This window comes from Streptomyces sp. NPDC048389, from assembly GCF_040706335.1.
In the GTDB taxonomy this organism is placed as follows: domain Bacteria; phylum Actinomycetota; class Actinomycetes; order Streptomycetales; family Streptomycetaceae; genus Streptomyces.
The window spans coordinates 12,447-30,812 of sequence record NZ_JBEZKP010000021.1 but is presented as its reverse complement, the minus strand read 5'-3'; the positions used below and the strand labels follow the sequence as shown (position 1 = coordinate 30,812).

The 18,366-nt window shown below is 72.4% G+C and carries 17 protein-coding genes; 8 read left to right on the top strand and 9 right to left on the bottom strand.

The window, feature by feature from the left end:
* Positions 1-178 precede the first annotated feature (178 nt).
* On the top strand, positions 179-673 hold the full coding sequence (locus AB0903_RS16950; protein WP_366703431.1) for a DUF3145 domain-containing protein: 495 nt from the start codon (positions 179-181) through the stop codon (positions 671-673).
* A 637-nt stretch (positions 674-1,310) separates the two neighbouring features.
* On the opposite strand, the gene AB0903_RS16945 is transcribed toward AB0903_RS16950, so the two are convergent.
* The 5 genes from AB0903_RS16945 to AB0903_RS16925 all read right to left on the bottom strand — a co-directional run bounded on the left by AB0903_RS16945 (position 1,311) and on the right by AB0903_RS16925 (position 6,206).
* Entirely contained in the window at positions 1,311-2,573 is a 1,263-nt protein-coding gene (locus AB0903_RS16945; RefSeq protein WP_366703429.1) for a beta-ketoacyl-[acyl-carrier-protein] synthase family protein, read from the bottom strand.
* A 79-nt stretch (positions 2,574-2,652) separates the two neighbouring features.
* Positions 2,653-2,901: an acyl carrier protein gene (locus AB0903_RS16940; RefSeq protein ID WP_366703427.1), complete on the bottom strand. Its 249-nt coding sequence runs from the start codon at positions 2,899-2,901 to the stop codon at positions 2,653-2,655.
* A 65-nt stretch (positions 2,902-2,966) separates the two neighbouring features.
* Entirely contained in the window at positions 2,967-3,998 is a 1,032-nt protein-coding gene (locus tag AB0903_RS16935; RefSeq protein ID WP_366703425.1) for a ketoacyl-ACP synthase III, read from the bottom strand.
* A gap of 16 nt (positions 3,999-4,014) precedes the next feature.
* Positions 4,015-4,932: an ACP S-malonyltransferase gene (locus AB0903_RS16930; RefSeq protein WP_366703423.1), complete on the bottom strand. Its 918-nt coding sequence runs from the start codon at positions 4,930-4,932 to the stop codon at positions 4,015-4,017.
* 89 nt (positions 4,933-5,021) lie between these two features.
* Positions 5,022-6,206: a helix-turn-helix domain-containing protein gene (locus AB0903_RS16925; protein ID WP_366703421.1), complete on the bottom strand. Its 1,185-nt coding sequence runs from the start codon at positions 6,204-6,206 to the stop codon at positions 5,022-5,024.
* 93 nt (positions 6,207-6,299) lie between these two features.
* On the opposite strand from AB0903_RS16925, the gene AB0903_RS16920 reads away from it, so the two are divergent.
* A complete protein-coding gene (locus AB0903_RS16920; protein WP_366703419.1) occupies positions 6,300-6,956 on the top strand; it encodes a pirin family protein in 657 nt (218 codons plus the stop codon).
* A 93-nt stretch (positions 6,957-7,049) separates the two neighbouring features.
* Here the strand turns inward: AB0903_RS16920 and AB0903_RS16915 are convergent, their stop codons facing one another.
* Together AB0903_RS16915 and AB0903_RS16910 are read right to left on the bottom strand one after the other, a co-directional pair.
* Positions 7,050-7,928, bottom strand: a complete 879-nt coding sequence (locus AB0903_RS16915) for a DUF2690 domain-containing protein (RefSeq protein ID WP_366703417.1) — start codon at positions 7,926-7,928, stop codon at positions 7,050-7,052.
* A 333-nt stretch (positions 7,929-8,261) separates the two neighbouring features.
* Positions 8,262-9,467, bottom strand: a complete 1,206-nt coding sequence (locus tag AB0903_RS16910; protein ID WP_366703415.1) for a hypothetical protein — start codon at positions 9,465-9,467, stop codon at positions 8,262-8,264.
* Between the two features lie 271 nt (positions 9,468-9,738).
* Here AB0903_RS16910 and AB0903_RS16905 point away from each other — a divergent pair, with 271 nt between their 5' ends.
* On the top strand, positions 9,739-10,011 hold the full coding sequence (locus AB0903_RS16905; protein WP_366703413.1) for a transposase: 273 nt from the start codon (positions 9,739-9,741) through the stop codon (positions 10,009-10,011).
* Between the two features lie 74 nt (positions 10,012-10,085).
* Here AB0903_RS16905 and AB0903_RS16900 read toward each other — a convergent pair whose 3' ends face one another.
* Complete coding sequence (locus AB0903_RS16900; RefSeq protein WP_366703411.1) at positions 10,086-11,273, bottom strand: Ig-like domain-containing protein; 1,188 nt, start codon at positions 11,271-11,273, stop codon at positions 10,086-10,088.
* Between the two features lie 256 nt (positions 11,274-11,529).
* Between AB0903_RS16900 and AB0903_RS16895 the strand changes: the two genes are divergently transcribed.
* The 5 genes from AB0903_RS16895 to AB0903_RS16875 all read left to right on the top strand — a co-directional run bounded on the left by AB0903_RS16895 (position 11,530) and on the right by AB0903_RS16875 (position 17,583).
* Entirely contained in the window at positions 11,530-12,693 is a 1,164-nt protein-coding gene (locus AB0903_RS16895) for a peptidoglycan bridge formation glycyltransferase FemA/FemB family protein (RefSeq protein ID WP_366703566.1), read from the top strand.
* A 425-nt stretch (positions 12,694-13,118) separates the two neighbouring features.
* Positions 13,119-14,723, top strand: a complete 1,605-nt coding sequence (gene murJ, locus AB0903_RS16890) for a murein biosynthesis integral membrane protein MurJ (protein ID WP_366703564.1) — start codon at positions 13,119-13,121, stop codon at positions 14,721-14,723.
* A 72-nt stretch (positions 14,724-14,795) separates the two neighbouring features.
* Positions 14,796-15,479, top strand: a complete 684-nt coding sequence (locus tag AB0903_RS16885) for a response regulator transcription factor (RefSeq protein WP_366703409.1) — start codon at positions 14,796-14,798, stop codon at positions 15,477-15,479.
* Entirely contained in the window at positions 15,476-16,948 is a 1,473-nt protein-coding gene (locus AB0903_RS16880; protein ID WP_366703407.1) for a HAMP domain-containing sensor histidine kinase, read from the top strand. The genes AB0903_RS16885 and AB0903_RS16880 overlap by 4 nt, the downstream gene beginning before the upstream one ends.
* Positions 16,945-17,583, top strand: coding sequence for a hypothetical protein (locus AB0903_RS16875; RefSeq protein WP_366703405.1), 639 nt, complete (start codon positions 16,945-16,947; stop codon positions 17,581-17,583). The genes AB0903_RS16880 and AB0903_RS16875 overlap by 4 nt, the downstream gene beginning before the upstream one ends.
* On the opposite strand, the gene AB0903_RS16870 is transcribed toward AB0903_RS16875, so the two are convergent.
* Positions 17,549-18,364 carry a serine hydrolase domain-containing protein gene (locus tag AB0903_RS16870; RefSeq protein ID WP_366703403.1) on the bottom strand — a complete coding sequence of 272 codons (816 nt, stop codon included), beginning with the start codon at positions 18,362-18,364 and terminating at the stop codon, positions 17,549-17,551. The genes AB0903_RS16875 and AB0903_RS16870 overlap by 35 nt on opposite strands.
* Between the last annotated feature and the right edge of the window lie 2 nt (positions 18,365-18,366).

The following is an 18,366-nucleotide window of genomic DNA, read 5'->3' as shown; positions in this document are numbered from 1 at the left end:
CACCCCTCGGCGCGGTCCGCACGGTAACTTTTGCGTCGTCGACCCAGAGGCCCACCTCGTCCATCGGCGCCGGTAAATTACATCACGTCACATGCCGTCCCTTTTGTGGAGACTTGTTCCCGATGCTGTTTACTGAGGCCGCTGGGAAGGCGAACCTCGTCCCACACTGGAGGTCCCGGTGACGACACGTGGCGTTCTGTACGTTCACTCCGCACCGCGCGCGCTGTGCCCGCACGTCGAATGGGCGATCGCGGGTGTGCTCGGCGTCCGGGCCCAGCTGGACTGGATCCGACAGCCCGCATCGCCCGGCACGTGGAGAGCCGAGTTCTCCTGGCAGGGCGAGTCGGGAACGGCGTCCAAGCTGGCGTCCGCGCTGCGCGGTTGGCACCTCCTGCGCTTCGAGGTGACGGCGGAGCCGTCCGCGGCGGCCGAGGGCGAGCGCTACAGCGCCACGCCGGAGCTCGGCATCTTCCACGCGGTGACCGGCATCCACGGTGACATCCTCGTCCCCGAGGACCGGTTGCGGGCGGCGCTGGCGCGGTCCGCGCAGGGGGAGACGGACCTTGAGGCGGAGGTCGCGAAGCTGCTCGGGAAACCGTGGGACGACGAACTGGAGCCGTTCCGGTATGCGGGGGAGGGGGCGCCGGTGCGGTGGCTCCACCAGGTGGTGTGAGGCGGTCGTGGCGGGGGCGTGGCGCCTGCGGCGGGCCCGTTCCCACCCCACCCCACCCCTTCCCGAACCGTGGGCTCTGCCCCCGGACCCCGTTTCGGGGGCTCTGCCCCCGGACCTCCGCGCTTTGGCCGTCGGTGGGGCTGATCACGCGCCCGTACGTCTGCGCTTCGTGCGTTGGCGGGGCTGGGGTGGCCGGTTTCGCCGGGGCGCCGCCCCGGGCTCCGCGCCGCAAACGCCGGCGGGGCTGACGGCGTGCCGGGATCTCCGCGCCTCAAGCGCCGGGGTGGGGCTGAAGTGAGGCCCGGCCCTCTGCGCCTCAAGCGCCGGCGAGCCCGAAGTTGACCCCGGAGCCACGCGCCTCACTCGCCGGCCGGGGTGGATGTGCCCGGTGCGCTGGTGTGGCGCGTGCAGCGGCAGCCCCGGCCGGGCCGCTCCTGCGGGCCATCCAGGCCGGCAGGAGCAGCTTGAGGCCGCCGCGCGCAGCGGTGCCGGGGGCGCGGGTCGTAGGCCCGGAAACGGCGCGCGGAGCGCGGTGAGCGGGTCCGGGCGGAGTCCGGTTCGGGAAGGGGGCGGGGTGGGGAGGGAAAAGCGACGGCCCGCGCCCCCAGGGGGCACGGGCCGTCGCCGGGCCGGTGGATCAGACCGTGCGGAACGCCAGCACCACGTTGTGGCCGCCGAAGCCGAACGAGTTGTTGATCGCCGCGATCGTGCCTTCCGGCAGTGCCCGCGGCGCGTCGCGGACGATGTCCGCGTCGACCGTCTCGTCGAGGTCGTCGACGTTGATCGTCGGCGGGGCCGTGCGGTGGTGCAGCGCCAGCACCGTCGCCACCGTCTCGATGCCGCCCGCGCCACCCAGCAGGTGACCCGTCATGGACTTGGTCGCGGAGACCGCGACATGGTCCAGGTCGTCGCCGAGGACGGCGCGCAGCGCCTTGATCTCTGCGACGTCGCCCTGGGGCGTCGACGTCGCGTGCGCGTTGAGGTGCACGACCTCGGACGGCTTGAGGTCCGTGGTCTCCAGGAGGTGCCGCAGCGCCGCCGCGATACCGCGGCCCGTCGGCTCCGGCTGCGCGATGTGGTGGCTGTCCGCGGACAGGCCCTGGCCCAGCACCTCGCAGTAGACCTTCGCGCCGCGCGCGGCCGCGTGCTCGGCCGACTCCAGGATGACGACGCCCGCGCCCTCGCCGAGGACGAAGCCGTCGCGGCCGGTGTCGTAGGGGCGCGACGCCTTCTCGGGCTCGTCGTTGTTCTTGGACATCGCCATCATGTTGGCGAACGCCGCGATCGGCAGCGGGTGGATCGCCGCCTCCGTGCCGCCGGCGACGACCACGTCGGCACGGCCGGTGCGGATCATCTCGACGGCGTAGCCGATGGCCTCGGCACCGGACGCGCACGCGGAGACCGGAGTGTGCACGCCCGCCTGGGCGTTCACCTCGAGTCCGACGTTGGCGGACGGGCCGTTCGGCATCAGCATGGGCACGGTGTGCGGGGAGACGCGGCGTACGCCCTTCTCCTTGAGCACGTCGTACTGGTCGAGCAGAGTGGTCACGCCGCCGATGCCGGAGGCGATGACGGTGCCCAGCCGGGCGGGGGTGACGGCCTCGTCCTCACCGGCGGGCGCGGTGTAGCCGGCGTCGGCCCACGCCTCACGGGCCGCGATGACGGCGAACTGCGCGGAGCGGTCGAGCTTCCGGGCCAGTGGACGCGGCAGAACCTCGCCCGGGTCGACGGCGGCGGGCGCCGCGATCCTCACCGGCAGGTCGGCGAAGCGCTCGCCCTCGAGCAGCTTCACACCGGAACGCCCGGCGATGAGACCTTCCCAGGTCGATGCGCTGTCGCCACCCAACGGTGTGGTTGCGCCGATACCGGTGACGACCACGGTGCGATTGGTCGAGTTCACAGGAATTCTTTCTCCACGATTAGAGGGTGCTGAATTTTCACGGCGCCACCGGAGGGTGGCGACAAACGCGCCTGAAGACTCAGACCTGGTGCTTGAGGATGTAGTCCGCGGCGTCGCCGACGGTCTTCAGGTTCTTGACGTCCTCGTCCGGGATCTTGACGTCGAAGCGCTCTTCGGCGGCGACGACGACCTCGACCATGGACAGCGAGTCGACGTCCAGGTCGTCCGTGAAGGACTTGTCCAGCTGGACGTCCTCGGTCGGGATACCGGCGATCTCGTTGACGATCTCGGCGAGACCTTCGACGATCTCTTCCTGCGTGGCGGCCATGGTGGCGCTCCTTCGGTGGTTGTCAGAGGGTGTGGCAGTAGCCGTCCGGAAGATCCGTACGGTGCCTAGGGGAGGGTAACGACCGTCGCGGCGTAGACGAGACCCGCCCCGAAGCCGATGACGAGCGCGGTGTCGCCGCTCTTCGCCTGTCCGGTCGCCAGAAGCCGCTCCATCGCGAGCGGGATCGAGGCGGCCGAGGTGTTGCCGGTGGTTTCCACGTCGCGGGCGACCGTGACGTGCTCCGGCAGTTTCAGCGTCTTCACCATCGAGTCGATGATCCGCAGGTTGGCCTGGTGCGGGATGAAGACGTCCAGATCGGCCGCGGTGATTCCGGCGGCGTCGAGCGCCTGCTGGGCGACCTTCGCCATCTCGAAGACGGCCCAGCGGAACACCGCCTGGCCCTCCTGCGTGATGGCGGGGAACTTGATCTCGCCGCGCTCGTTGAGCGGCAGCTTCGTGACATCGCCGGCGTGGAAGTCGTTCCACGGCACGGTCTGCTTGATGGTCTCGGACTTGTCGCCCTCCGAACCCCAGACCGTGGGACCGATGTGCGGTTCCTCGGAGGGGCCGACGACGACCGCGCCGGCGCCGTCACCGAAGAGGAAGGCCGTCGCGCGGTCCTCCAGGTCGGTCAGGTCGCTCAGCCGCTCCACGCCGATGACGAGGACGTACTCCGCGGAGCCCTCGACGATCATGCCCTTGGCGAGGGTCAGCCCGTAGCCGAAGCCCGCGCAGCCCGCGGAGATGTCGAACGCGGCCGGCTTGCCGGCGCCGATCTTGTCGGCGATCTCGGTGGCCACGGCCGGGGTCTGCTTGAAGTGCGAGACGGTGGAGACGACGACGGCGCCGATCTGGTCCGCGCGGATCCCCGCCTCGGCGATCGCCTTGCCGGACGCCTCGACCGACATCGCGGTCACGGTCTCCTCGGGGGAGGCCCAGTGGCGGGTCGAGATACCGGAGCGGGAGCGGATCCACTCGTCGGAGGAGTCGATCTTCTCGAGGATCACCTCGTTGGGCACGACCCGGGTCGGACGGTAGCCGCCGACTCCCAGGATCCGCGCGTACGGGGCGCCCTTGCTGGGCTTGATCTTCGACATGCTCTACGGCTCCTTGTCAGGCTGCTGAAAGCTCGGCGACGAGGGTGCGGGCCGCGTCGAGGTCGTCGGGAGTCTTCAGCGCCAGCGTGCGCACGCCCGGCAGCGCCCGCTTGGCCAGGCCGGTGAGTGTGCCACCGGGGCAGACCTCGATGAGGGCGGTGACGCCTTGCTCGTTGAAGGTCTCCATGCACAGGTCCCAGCGGACCGGGTTGGCGACCTGACCGACCAGACGGGAGATGACGTCGGCGCCGTCGGCGACGATCCGCCCGTCCTTGTTCGAAACGTAGGGGACGGCCGGGTCCGAGGCTTCGAGGGCCTTCACGGCCTCCTCGAGCTTCGCGACGGCGGGCGCCATGTGGTGCGTGTGGAACGCGCCGGCCACCTTCAGCGGCAGCACACGGCGGACGCCTTCCGGCTTGTCCTCCGCGAGCGCGGCGAGTTGCTCCGCGGTGCCGGCGGCGACGATCTGGCCGGCACCGTTCACGTTCGCCGGGGTCAGGCCGAGCTTCTCGAGATGGGCGACGACCGTCTCGGCCTCGCCGCCGAGAAGGGCGGACATACCGGTCTCGGTGATCGCGGCGGCCTCTGCCATCGCCAGACCGCGCGCTCGTACGAGCTTCAGCGCGGCGGTGTCGTCGACGACACCGGCGAGGGCGGCGGCCGTGATCTCGCCGACGCTGTGACCGGCGACCGCGCCGGGGGTCACCTCACCGAGCGCGGAGGCGGACAGCAGTCCGGCGGCGACGAGGAGCGGCTGCGCGACGGCGGTGTCGCGGATCTCGTCCGCGTCCGCCTTGGTGCCGTAGTGGGCAAGGTCGAGCCCGATGGCGTCCGACCAGGCCGCGATGCGGTCGGCGGCGCCGGGGAGGTCGAGCCAGGGAGTCAGGAAGCCGGGCGTCTGAGCGCCTTGGCCGGGAGCGACGAGTACGAGCACCCTCACACTCTCTCTTGTGGACGGCCCCGCACGCCCGTGAGGACAGGGACGAAGAACCGTCAGGGGAATTGTTGATGTTCCACAAAAGTCTAGGGCTGAGTCTCTCCGTCGGCCAGACGCCCGAGGATGAGGGCGATTCGCAGCGTGAAGGCGGAGCGTACATCGGAAGGCGACCATCCGGTGACGTCTGTCACACGTCGCAGCCGGTAGCGCACGGTATTGGGGTGAACGAAGAGCATGCGCGCCGCGCCTTCCAGGCTGCTCGCCTGTTCCAGATAGACACTCAAAGTTTCCAGAAGAGCCGAGCCTGCCTCTTCCAGTGGTCTGTAGATCTCCTCCACCAACTGCTCGCGCGCCGCAGGGTCGGAGGCGATGGCGCGCTCCGGCAGCAGATCGTCCGCCAGGACCGGCCGCGGCGCGTCCTGCCAGGCGGAGCACGCCTTGAGCCCCGCCGCCGCGGCCTGCGCGGAGCGGGTCGCGGCCAGCAGGTCGGGCACGATCGGTCCGGCGACGACCGGCCCCGCCGCGTACGGGCCGATGAGGGCCTTGGCGACCCGGAGCGGATTGTCGCTGCCGCCGGCGATGACGACGAGGCGGTTGCCGAGCACCCCTGTCAGCACCTGCAGCTTGGCGTGCCGGGCGGCCCGGCGGATGGCCTCGACGGTCAGTTCGCTGTCGCCGTCCGGTGCTGTGCCGAGAATCACGCACACGTGCTCCGGCGAGTTCCAGCCGAGCGCCGCCGCGCGCGACACCGCGCCCTCGTCGGCCTCCCCTGACAGCACCGCGTTCACGACGAGCGACTCGAGGCGGGCGTCCCAGGCGCCGCGTGCCTCGGCGGCCTGCGCGTACACCTGGGCGGTGGCGAAGGCGATCTCTCGTGCGTAGACGAGCAGCGCCTCACGCAGCACGGACTCGTCGCCCGGCGCGGCGACCTCCTCGATCGCCGCCTCCATGACCTCGATGGTCGTGCGCACCATCTCGACGGTCTGGCGCAGGGTGATCGCCCGGGTCAGTTCGCGCGGGGCGGTGCCGAAGACGTCGGTGGAGATCGCCTGAGGGGTCTCCGGGTGCCGGAACCACTCGGTGAACGCCGCGATACCGGCCTGGGCGACCAGCCCGATCCACGACCGGTTCTCCGGTGGCATCGCCCGGTACCAGGGCAGTGACTCGTCCATGCGGGCGATCGCGTTCGCCGCGAGCCGACCGGAGGACTGCTCGAGGCGGCGCAGGGTCGCGGGGTGCGGGTGGGAGGAGTTCGCTGCAGGTTCTGACACGGGACAAGAGTGCCTTATCGGGACGGGCGGCCCGTGGCCCGGGGTTGTCGTTCACCGTGACGGGATGTGCCCGCTCCCGGCTACGGTGGAGGCGTGATATCCGTTCGGCGCGCCGGTGAGCGCTACAGCGGCGGCGATCTCGCGGCCGGTATCGAGTCCCTGCACGCGTTCTCCTTCGGGCGGCACTACGACCCGGACAACCTGCGCTTCGGCGCGGTCCTCGCCTGCAACGAGGAGCGGCTCGCCCCCGGCGCCGGCTTCGACGAGCATCCGCACAGCCACACCGAGATCGTCACCTGGGTCGTCGAGGGCGAACTCACCCACCGCGACTCGGCCGGCCACGCCACCGTCGTCCGCCCCGGCGATGTCCAGCGCCTCAGCTCCGCGGGCGGCGTGCGGCACGTGGAGCGCAACGACGGTGATGCCCCGCTGGTCTTCGTGCAGATGTGGCTCGCTCCGCTGGAGCCGGGCGGCGAGCCGTCGTACGAGATCGTGCGCGGCATCGCCGACTCCACGCCGTACGCCCTCCCTCAGGCGGGCGCGATGCTCCACGCGCGGCGGCTGTCGGCGGGCGAGCGGAGCGCCGTACCGGACGCGCCGTTCGTGTACGTACATGTGGTGCGCGGCCAGGTGTATCTCGGCGAGGCGGAGTTGGGGCCGGGGGACGCGGCGCGGATCACGGACGCTGAGGGGCTGGAACTCCGGGCGTCACAGGCCGCGGAGGTGCTGATGTGGGAGATGGGCCGGTAAGGAGTCCGGGCCGCAGCGAAGGGACGGGACCGGCCGGGACGGGAAGCGCGCGGACGCGGTCCGAAGGACACGGCCGGGCCCCTGGGCGTCCGGCTACGGATTGCGCTCGTCGGTGACCGCGGCCGGAAGCGGTGACGCACCGCCGTACGGAGTGCACACCTCGGTCTTCGCGGCCTTCAGCACCGCGCATGCGCGTACAGCAGCCGGGTAGGGAGCCTCGATCATGGGCGAGTAGGTGTCCTTGTCATAGGAGATCGAGCGCTCGGCCGACCGGTCATGACGGCCCTCGACCCGTGCGGTGTCACCGATCTGCGCCTCCGTGATCCGCGCCCACGCCGCGCGGCAACCGGGGCTGTAGCGCAGCTCCAGGTATGAACTTCCGACCTTCTCGGCTGCAGCCGTCCACACCCCGATGTGGCAGTCCATGCGCTGGGCGTCCTTGTTCCGGCACTCGAAGTCCACGCACTTCGCGACGCCCGACTTCGTGGCGGGCTTGCCCGAACTGGAGCCGGGGGTTATGAGCATGCCCGCGATCAGCCCGGCGGCCATCCCGACGGCCGTGCCGACCCATGCGACGGCTCCCCAGCGCCGGCGGCCGGCAGCCGGGACAGCCGGTTCCTCCACGGGGGTTGCCGTCTCTTCGGCGGAGGGCGCCGTGCCGGGAGGTTCTGCCTGCCGGCGTTCGGGCGACTCCGGCTCGGCGTTCTCCGGAGTCTTCCCTTCCTGCTCCCGCTCAGTGATGTCGAGCAGGACCAGCAGCCGGTCCGGTTTGACCGAGACCGCTCGGGCGAACTCCTGGACAGCCTGTCTCGGAGGCAGCGCCTTCCCGTTGAGATAGCGCTCCCAGGAGGACTTGCTGTAACTCGTACGGCCGGCGAGCGTGGCCAGGGTCATACCGCTCCGCCTGCGCAGCAGCCGCAGATGCTCCACCAGGGGACCGATTTGCTGCCGTGCGCCCTCGGCGTTCTGCATCCCGTCCTGTCCCGTCCCCACCTGGTCTTTCGCCCCCTGCCCCGTACGTCCGCCTGCTGCGGAGACCGCTGACACGTCCCGCGTCCCATCATGTCCCATCGGTTCTCCCGGCTCCACCGAAACCCTTGGCGCATCGTCAGCACGGCTGCGGCACAGGGCGGTTCGCCTCGCGACGCCCGGCATGTACCGCCTCCCGCTTTCCGCGCTGTGCGTGCCGCGATGCCGGGCCGTCTCCGCGGGACGGAGGGCCGCGGAACGCCTGTCGCGCCGCGACACACCGCGGCCCGTCGGCGAAGTGCCGCGGGCGGCGAACGGTCCGTCGCCGCGGCAGGCTCAGTCCTGCCAGTAGAAGAGCAACGTCCGGACGTCCAGGGGGACCCGGTCGCCGAAGTGGTAGACGCAGAGGCCGGTGACCGTGACGTCTTCGGCGGAGTCGTCGAACCAGCGGAAGCCGGCCGATTCCAGGGCTGCGCGGGGCGAGCCGCCGCGGCGGCCTGACGCGAACGGGCCCAGGGTGCTGATCAGGACCGCGCTGTCTGCCTCGCCGTACGCGATCCGGTAGTACGTGCCGCCGCCCTGACGGTAGTGGTCGCCGGCGGAGACCGGTGTCCTGGGAGCGAGTCCCGCCGCGCTCAGTGCGGCCGTCGCCCGGCGGAGCTGCTCGTCCACGTCGGGACGGGCGGGCGGTTCGGTGCAGAGCGCCTCGACGCGCCAGCGAGGGTCGCTCTGCCGCTGGCAGCGGGGCGCGTACTCGTGCACGATCGCGGCCCGTAGCCCTTCGTCCAGACCGGGGACCTCGACCCGGGGACGGCCGAGGCGGTGGTCGATCTCCCGGGTCTCGTCGGCGTCACCGGTGAGGCGGTGCAGGGCGTACGCCGCCCACAGACCGGCCTCCGCGGTGGGGGCCTCGTCGATGCGGGCGCGCAGCCGGGCCGGGTCGTCGGCGAGGGACTGGGCGAAATGGGCGACCGTACGGTCGGGGTCGGCGAGGGCGTACGTCACGTCCTCGCCCGCGCGGGCCGCCATGCGGACGCGGAACACTCGGTCCTCGGGGCGTCCGTCGCCGACTTCGTTCAGGACCGCCCCGATCCCGCGCCGGGCGACCAGCCCGTCCAACCCCGCTTCACCCGCCATCCGTTCGTGGTGCCAGGGGCTCGCCGCGAGCGTGGTGAGCCCGGTCACCGCCGTGAGGTCGCCGAGCCGGCCCCGGGTCGCGAGGATCGCGTCCGCCGTGCGGCCCCGCTCGTGCCGCCGGTCCTCGTGCGTGAGCCACGGCAGCAGCTCGTCCCGGTCGCCGAGGACGGCGAGCAGCGCCTGGCGCACCCCGCCGGTCTCCTCGTCGTCCCGGAGCCGCGCCAGCAGAGCGGCCACGTGTGCCTCGGGCACCCGCCCGTCCAGCGCGACGACGCACGCCCGGCGCCGGAACCACGGGTTCGCGGTGTCCGCGGCGTACCGCGCCAGGGCATCGGGTGCGAGTGCGCTCAGTTCGGGGTCGATCCGCGTGGCTCCCGGCGGGAGCAGCGCTTGTGGATATCGCATCGCGGGGATGCTACGTGTCAACTCATGGGAAAGGTATTACCTTTTGGCACCCAGAGCCGGTTCCCAGTCGTGCGTGACCGCTCGAATCCTCATGGTCACGGGATCGCGTCCGCAGGCAAGGGCGCGGGGCCGGCCCGGTAGGAACGAGCAGGTGGCTTCCACGTCCGTTCCTCCATGGCTCGGGTCCATGACGAGTGCGGGGCTTGACCCCGGATCGTGGACACCCGAGACACGTGGATCTTGAGTCCAGGAGAACGGATGTCCCGTGGTCATGAAGCACTGTCCGCCGGATTTCCAGGCGGACGCGGTCGCGTTGTACGAGTCGCGGCCGGAAGCGACGATCAGGTCGGTCGCCGCTGATCTGAGGGTGAACCCGGAGACGTCGCGGAACTGGGTCCGGGCGGCCGGAGCGAGCCGGCCAGAGGGACGCCGGGCGGAGACGCCCGCCGAGCCGCCCACGCCGCTGGAGGCGGAGAACGCCGCGCTGCGGGCCCGACCGGCCGCGGCGACCGAGGCGGACGAGCCGCAGGGCGCCACCGCCTGACATGACGCAGCAGGGTGCGGGCCCGCGCCGCCCCGTCATCGGCGCGGGCCCGTCACCACGCGGCCCGCACCGGCTCAGCGGAGCGCGCTCTTCGCCTGCCAGTCGGCCCACGGCACGTTCCACGCGCCGAAGCCGTTGCCCGGTGCGACGACGCCCTTGGTGTCCTTGCCCTTGATCTCGAAGGGGTCGCCCGGGCGGACCTGGACGTAGAACCAGGCGGCGTTCGCGTCGCTCATGCCGATGCAGCCGGAGCTCATGTTGGCCCTGCCGAAGTGCTTGGCGTTCCACGGCGCCGCGTGGGCGTACATCCCGGACCAGGTCAGCCGCATCGAGTGGTCGACCATCTTGTCGTAGGCGTCGCCGAGGCCGACGGTTTCCGAGTTCATGTTGATCGTGCCCTCCTTGGCCATGAGCACCGCCGTGCCGCGCCAGGAGCGTTTGTCCCCGCCGGGGGTGCCGCCGGAGACCGGGATGGTACGGACCGCCTGCCCGTCCCGTTCCAGGGTGAGCTGCTGGCGATCGAGGTCGACCTTGACGACCTGGCCCGCGCCGATGGTGAAGCCGGTCGAGTAGTCGCGGACGAACCAGCCGCCGTCGCCGGAGTGGGTGCCGTTCAGCTCGGCCCGGAGGGTGACCTTCGTGCCGGGCTTCCAGTACTCCTTGGGGCGCCAGTCGACCCGGTCGCGGCCGGAGTAGTCCTCCAGCCAGCCCCAGGAGCCCTCGGTGTCGTTCGAGGTGGTGAGCTTCAGCTGCCGCTCGACGGCGGCCTTGTCGGTGACCGGGTGGTCGAAGACGAGGGATACCGGCTGGGCGATGCCCACGGTCGTGTTCGCTCCCGGCCGCCAGTCGACCTTGTTGACCTTGCCGGCCGCCGCGGTGGTGAACGTGGACCTGGCCGTGCTCTTCGTACCGGCCTCGGTGGCCGTCTGGGCGGTGACCGTGTACGACGTGCCGGGGACGGCCTTGCGCTGCGAGGTCCACGTCCCCCCGTCCGCGGAGACCTTGCCCGCGAGGCGGCGGCCCTCGGTGTCCGTGACGGTGACCGAGGTGAGCCGGCCGCCGGTCGCGGTGACCTTCACCGGCTCACCCGCCCGCGCGCCCTTGCCCCGCGGCGAGACGGCCACCGTCGCGGGGCGGTCCTCGACCGCCGTCGATCCTCCGGCCTTGCCGTCCGCGGCGGGCGTGCCGGTTTGCGACGAACAGGCGGCGAGCGGTGCGAGCAGCACCGCGACCGCCGCGATACGCACACGTATGTGGCTCAACGGATTCCCCCGTCACGAATGGGTTGTCACAGTGCTCGTCACTGTGGTTGTCCAGGCGACTGTAGAACCGGGAAAGCGCAGGTGGGCGGGGTTGCGGCCATGTGACGGCGACTGATGGGGAACGGTCATCGTCCGGTCACATTCGCCGCGCGGGGCGGTCATGGGCGGCTGTGAGCATCGTCGGTGTCCCGAGGAGATCCGCGCGTCGCCAGGAGACCCGGGCGTTCCCCACAGAGAGGCTCACACCGTGTCTGCGCTGCTTGTGACGGCCGACCGCGGCCAGGAAACACCGCTCGCGCCCATCACCTCCGCCGTGTACCGCCAGTTCCTGGCGTCCCGTGAGGGTGCGGCGCTGGGCGCCGGTTTCCTGCAGTGCCCGTCCTGGACGCAGGTCAAGGAGGGCTGGCGTTCGCAGCTCGTCGGCTGGGGGCCGGACCCGGCAGCGGGTCGGCTGTCCGGTGTCGCCCTGGTGCTGCTGCGTCAACTGCCCGGCACCCGTAAGCACTTCGCCTACCTGCCGGAGGGGCCGGTCGCCGACTGGGCCGCCCCGAACGTCGACGGATGGCTCGATCCGCTGCTGCGGCACCTGCGCGCTGCCGGCGCGTTCGCCGTACGGATGGGGCCCTCGCCCGCGTACCGCCGCTGGAGCGCCGCCCGGCTCAAGTCGGCGACCGGGCCGGGGCGGCGGCTGGCGGACGTTCTCGCGAGCGAGGTGGACCCGCTGGGGACCGCGGTCACCGAACGGCTGAGGGCGCGCGGCTGGTCGCGTTGCGGCGGCGCGGAGGACGGGGACGCGCAGCCCCGGCACGTCTTCCAGGTCCCGCTCACCGGCCGCACCCCGGACGACCTGTGGTCGGGGCTCAGCCAGGAGTGGCGGCGCAATGTGCGGCGGGCGAAGAAGTCCGGTGTCGAGGTGGTGGTCGCCAGCGCGGCGGAACTGCCCGAGTTCTACCGGCTGCTGCGGATCACGGAGGAGCGCGACGGCTTCCGGCTCGGCCGGTCGCTGGAGTACTACGAGCGTCAGTACGCGGCGCTCAACGCGGAGGAACCGGGCCGGATGAAGCTCTACCTCGCCCGCCACGGCGGCGAGATCCTCGCCGCGCACACCATGATCACCGTGGGCCGCCGTGTCTGGTACCAGACGGGCGCCTCCGCCGATCACCGCCGCGAGGTCCGCCCCTCGAACCTGCTCCAGTGGCGCATGCTGCTCGACGCCCAGGCGCTCGGCGCCGACGTCTACGACATGCGGGGAGTACCCTCCACCCTCGACCCCGACGACCGTTCGTACGGGCTGCTGCGCTGGAAGCTCGGCACGGGAGGAGAGGTCGTCGAGACGCTGGGGGAATGGGAGAGACCGTTGGACGGCACGGCCAACCACGCGCTGTACCGCGCGTTCCAGACATATCTGGCCCGCCGGTGACGCCGGGCCGCCCAGAGCTTGACGGGCCGGGAACCACGCCGGCGGACCGCCCAGACCTTGACGGGCTGGGATCCACGACGCCGGGCCGCCCAGAGCTTGACGGGCCGGGAACCACGCCGGCGGGCGCCGGCGGGCCGGGCGTGGCCGACGGCCACGAGGGCGGGGGGCCGGACGGGGCGTCCGCCCGTCCGGCCGGCGGCGCCGACGCGGTCGCGGGCTTGCCGGACGACGGCGGTCTCGCGTCGCCGGGGGCCGTGACGGTCGGTGCCGCAGGCCCGCACCGCGTGCCCGGACCCGGCATCGCGCCGGACGGTGCGCCCCGCACCGGCGGGGTGGCCGCCCCGGCGGACGGCGGTGGCTCCGGAGAGGACGCCGCCCGCCCCGAGGAGGCGGCACCCGCGCCGCCCGCCCGGCGCGGCCCGTCCGTGCTGCGCAGCGGTGCCGTCATGGCCGCCGGGTCCGTCGTGTCGCGGGCCACGGGGTTCGTGCGGTCAGCCGTCGTCGCCGCCGCGATCGGGGTCGGGGCGGTCGCCGACGGGTACGCCGTCGGCAACTCCGTACCCACCATCGTCTACATGCTGCTGCTCGGTGGCGCGCTCAACGCCGTCTTCGTGCCCGAACTCGTCAAGGCCGCCAAGGGCCATGGTGACGGCGGCGCCGCGTACACCGACCGGCTGCTGACCGTCTGCGTTCTCGCCCTGCTGGCGCTCACCGCCGGCGCCGTCTGGGCGGCCCCCGCGATCATCGACGCGTACACCGACTACCCGCCCGGTCAGACCGCCATGACGGTCGCGTTCGCCCGTTACTGCCTGCCGCAGATCTTCTTCCTCGGGCTGTTCACCCTCCTCGGACAGGTACTCAACGCCCGTGGCCGGTTCGGCGCGATGATGTGGACGCCCGTCCTCAACAATGTCGTCGTCATCGCCGTCTTCGGCCTCTACCTCGCCACCGGCGACGGCGGTTCGCTCACCGCCGCCGAGACCGCGCTGCTCGGCTGGGGCACCACCGCGGGCATCGCCGTGCAGGCCCTCGCGCTGGCGCCCGCGCTGCGCGCGGCCCGCTTCCGCTACCGGCCCCGCTTCGACTGGCGCGGCAGCGGGCTCACCCGGCCGCTGCGGAACGCCGGGTGGCTGGTGCTGCTGGTGCTCACCAACCAGGCGGCGTACTGGGTGACGACCCGGCTGGCCACGGCGGCGGGCCTGCACGCGCAGGCGGACGGCGTCGACGGCGGCGCCGGCTTCAGCGCGTACAACAACGCCTATCTGCTGTGGGCCGTGCCGCACGGCATCATCACCGTGTCGCTCATGACGGCCCTCATGCCCCGGATGAGCGCGGCGGCCGCCGATGCCGACACCGCCGGGCTACGGCGCGACGTGTCGTACGCGCTGCGGGGCAGCGCGGCGGCCGTCGTACCGGCGGCGTGCGTGCTGCTGGCCCTCGCGCAGCCGGTGATGGCGCTCGTCTTCCAGTACGGCGCCACGGACGCGGACGACGTGGCCGTCATGGCGGGCACGCTGACGGCCTTCGCGCCGGGGCTCATCGCCTTCTCCGGTCAGTACGTCCTCTCCCGCACGTTCTACGCCCTGTCCGACACCCGCACCCCGTTTCTGCTCAACCTGGTGATCGCGGGCCTCAACGCGGGCCTGTCCGTGACGGCGTACACGCTGCTGCCCGCGCGCTGGGCGGTGACCGGCATCGCGGGCGCCTACTCGCTGGCGCTCTTCGCGGGCTGGGCCGTCACGGCGGTCGTGCTGAACCGGCGTCTGGCCACGCGGGACGTCCGGGCACCCGGGCTGTGGCGTTCCGCCACGGCCGCCGCGCAGGCCCGGCTGCTGCTCGCCGCCGTGCCGGCCACGCTGCTCGGGTACGCCGCCGCCCGCTGGGCGGCCCCCGCCGGGGCCCTCGCGGCGGCCGGGGCCGGGGTACCGGCGATCGCCGCCGTCTTCGTCCTGCTCGCCCGGCCGCTGCGGCTCGCCGAGGTGGAGGCCCTTCTCGGCGGCGCGACCGCGCGACTGCGCCGCCGCTTCTGAACCCGTCCCGCCCACCGGCCGGCCGACCACCCGACCGACCATCCGCCCTCGCCCCTCAGGGATACTGCGCACATGCCTCGCGTGCTCCTCATCGAAGACGACCCCTCCGTGCGTGAGGGCGTCGAGCTCGGCCTGCGCCGCCGCGGCCACGAGGTGCGGACCGCCGCCACCGGTGAGGCCGGGCTCGCCGCGCTGAGCGAGTTCCGGCCCGATCTGCTGCTGCTCGACCTGATGCTGCCCGGCATGAACGGCGTGCAGGTGTGCCACCGGGTACGCGAGAACAGCCAGCTGCCGATCATCATGCTCACCGCCCGCGGCGACGACTTCGACGTCGTCATCGGCCTCGAGGCGGGCGCCGACGACTACATCGTCAAACCCGCACGCACCGAGGTCATCGAGGCCCGCATCCGCGCCGTGCTGCGCAGGATGGAGGACCCCGGGGGCGCCCGGCCCGCCGTCGAGTTCCACGGCGAACTCGCCGTCGACCGCGCCGGGCTCACCGTCGCCAAGAACGGCGAACGCCTCGCCCTCGCGCCCTCCGAGATGAAGCTCCTCCTGCACCTGACCGCCGCACCGGAGCAGGTCTTCAGCCGGCAGCAGCTGCTGGAGCACGTGTGGGAGCACAGCTACCACGGCGACGCGCGGCTCGTCGACGCGTGCGTACGCCGCCTGCGCAACAAGATCGAGGACACTCCCGGCAGTCCGCGCTACATACAGACCCTGCGGGGCTTCGGCTACCGCTTCGGACCACTGTGACGTCCGCCCGCGCGGGACGGGTGCGCCGGATCGCCGCCTTCGGGTTGCGCACGCGGCTCGTTCTCGCGTTCCTGCTGGTCGCCGTCGTCAGCGCCGGAACCACCGCCGCGCTCACCTACCGCGAGGCACGCAACGCCGTGCTCGCCAGCTCGCAGGACACCGCGGTGGTCTCCTTCCGCGAGCAGGTCGAGACGCTCGGCACCGGACTGCCCGTCGATCCGGTGATGCTCCGCGAGATCCTGTTCGTGATGGCGGGCAAGGCGAAACCTCACCCGTGGGTCGTGTTCGCCGAATACGGCTCCTTGCGGGTCTCCTCGGGTGAGAACCCGACCTCCACCGTCATCACCCCCGAGCTGCGGCGTACCGCTCTCACCTCGTCGCACGGCAGCTTCCAGCGGGTCGTCAGCGGCGGGACCCCGTATCTGACCATCGGCATGCCCGTCAGCGTCCGCACCGGCGCGGACAGCTCCCTGTCCAGCGGGCTCGTCCTGTTCGCCGTCATGCGGATGACGGACGAACAGGAGAACGTCGGCGCGCTCCTCACCGCCGCCCGCGACGGTGCCCTGCCCGGGCTCGCCGTCGCCCTTGTGCCCGCCCTGCTCGCCGCCCGCAGCGTCCTGCGTCCCGTACGCGAACTGCGGGGCGCGGCCCGGTCCATGGGCAGCGGCAGGCTCGACGCCCGCATCGAGGTCCGGGGGCACGACGAACTCGCCGACCTGGCGCGGACGTTCAACGAATCGGCGGGCGAACTGGAACGGTCCGTCGACGAGCTTCAGCAGGCCGAGGCCCGCGCCCGTCGCTTCGCCTCCGACGTATCGCACGAACTGCGCACGCCGCTCGCCGGGATGCTGGCCGTCACCGAGGTCCTCGACGAGGACGCGGGCGGTCTCGACCCGGACACCGCCCGCGCGGTCCGGCTCATCAGCGCGGAGACCGGCAAGCTCGCCGTCCTCGTCGAGGACCTGATGGAGATCTCGCGCTTCGACGCGCGGGCCGCGGAACTGAACACCGACGAGGTCGACGTCACCGAGACCGTCCGCAAGACCCTGCACCACCGGCACTGGGGCGGTCGTGTCCGCACCGAACTGCCCGACGGCGTCCGCGTCCGCCTCGACCCGCGCCGGTTCGACATCGTCGTCGCCAACCTCGTCGGCAACGCCCTGCGCCACGGCGCGGAGCCCGTCACCGTGCGGCTTTCCGTCGTCGACGACATGCTCGTCACCGAGGTCGCCGACAGCGGGCCCGGGATCCGGCCCGAGGTGCTGCCGCACATCTTCGACCGCTTCTACAAGGCCGACGCGGCCCGCACACGGTCGGCGGGCAGCGGTCTCGGGCTCGCGATCACGCAGGAGAACGTACGGCTGCACGGCGGCACCGTCCGGGCCGGCAACGGGCCGCACGGCGGTGCCGTGTTCACCGTCGAGATCCCGCTCCACGGCCTCCCCGCCGTCGAGGAGGCGACAGCGTGAGACGGACCAGGCGCACGGCAGCGGTGCTCGCGGCGCTGCTGCCGCTCACCGCGTGCGGCATGGGCATCCAAGGGACGGACGTCATCGAGGCGGGCGGGCCGGCGACGATCGACGTGCTGCCCGCGCGCGAGGTGCGGATGCTGCTCTTCTTCCTGTCGCCGGACGGCCTGCTCGCACCCGTGCCCCGGATCGTCGACGGGTGGCCCGGCGACTTCGGCGGCGGGGGCACCGGGCCCGGGCAGGCCGCACCGGTACGGCCGTCGACCGACAAGGTCGTCGGCGCGCTGCTGGCAGGCCCGAACGAGGCCGAGCGCCGGGCCGGGCTGCGCAACGAGCCCGGGCTCCCCGCGCCGGGCGTTCCGAAGCAGATCACCGTGTCCGACGGCGTCGTGGAAGTCGTCGTACCGGCGCGCCTGGCCGGTCTGTCCGACCTTGCCAGGCGTCAGCTCGTCTGCACGATCGCGTACGCCGAGAGCGCGCAGGGCACCGCCCAGGTCAGGCTCAAGGGCTCGGACGGCGCCCTTCCGGCGGCGTACTGCGACGCGGCGTCCGGGCCTGTGCCGACGACAGGGGCGGACCCGGGCGGCCCCTCGCCGACCGTCAGCCCCGCAGCTCCGCCAGCACCGCGTCCGTGAAGCGCGGCCACGCCTCGATCGCCCACGGGCCGAAGTCGCGGTCGGTGAGCGCCACGCACGCGGCGCGCGCGTCCGGGTCGATCCACAGGAAGGTGCCGGACTGGCCGAAGTGGCCGAAGGTGCGGGGGGAGGACGAAGCGCCCGTCCAGTGCGGGGACTTGGCGTCGCGGATCTCGAAGCCCAGACCCCAGTCGTTGGGCTTCCGGTTGCCGTAGCCCGGCAGTACCCCGGACAGGCCCGGATGCACGACCGACATCGCCTCGAGGACCGTACGCGCGTCCAGCAGCCGCGGCGCCTGCACTTCCGCCGCGAAGCGGACCAGGTCGGCGACCGTCGAGACGCCGTCCTTGGCGGGGGAGCCGTCGAGGACGGTCGCCGTCATGCCGAGCGGCTCCAGCACGGCCTGGTGGAGGTATTCGGCGAACGGGATGTCGGTCGCCTTGGCGATGTGGTCGCCGAGCACCTCGAAGCCCGCGTTCGAGTACAGCCGCCGGGTGCCGGGAGCCGCCGTGGCGCGGTGCTCGTCGAAGGCAAGGCCGGAGGTGTGGGCGAGCAGATGCCGCACCGTGGAGCCCTCCGGGCCCGCCGGTTCGTCCAGCTCGATCGCCCCCTCCTCGTACGCGACCAGCGCGGCGTAGGCCGCCAGCGGCTTGGTGACGGAGGCGAGGGGGAAGCGGTGGTCCGTCGGGCCGTGCGAACCGGCGACGGTGCCGTCCGCTCGTACGACGGCGGCCGCCGCGGTCGGTACCGGCCAGTTCTCGATCATCGCCAGGCTCTGCATGG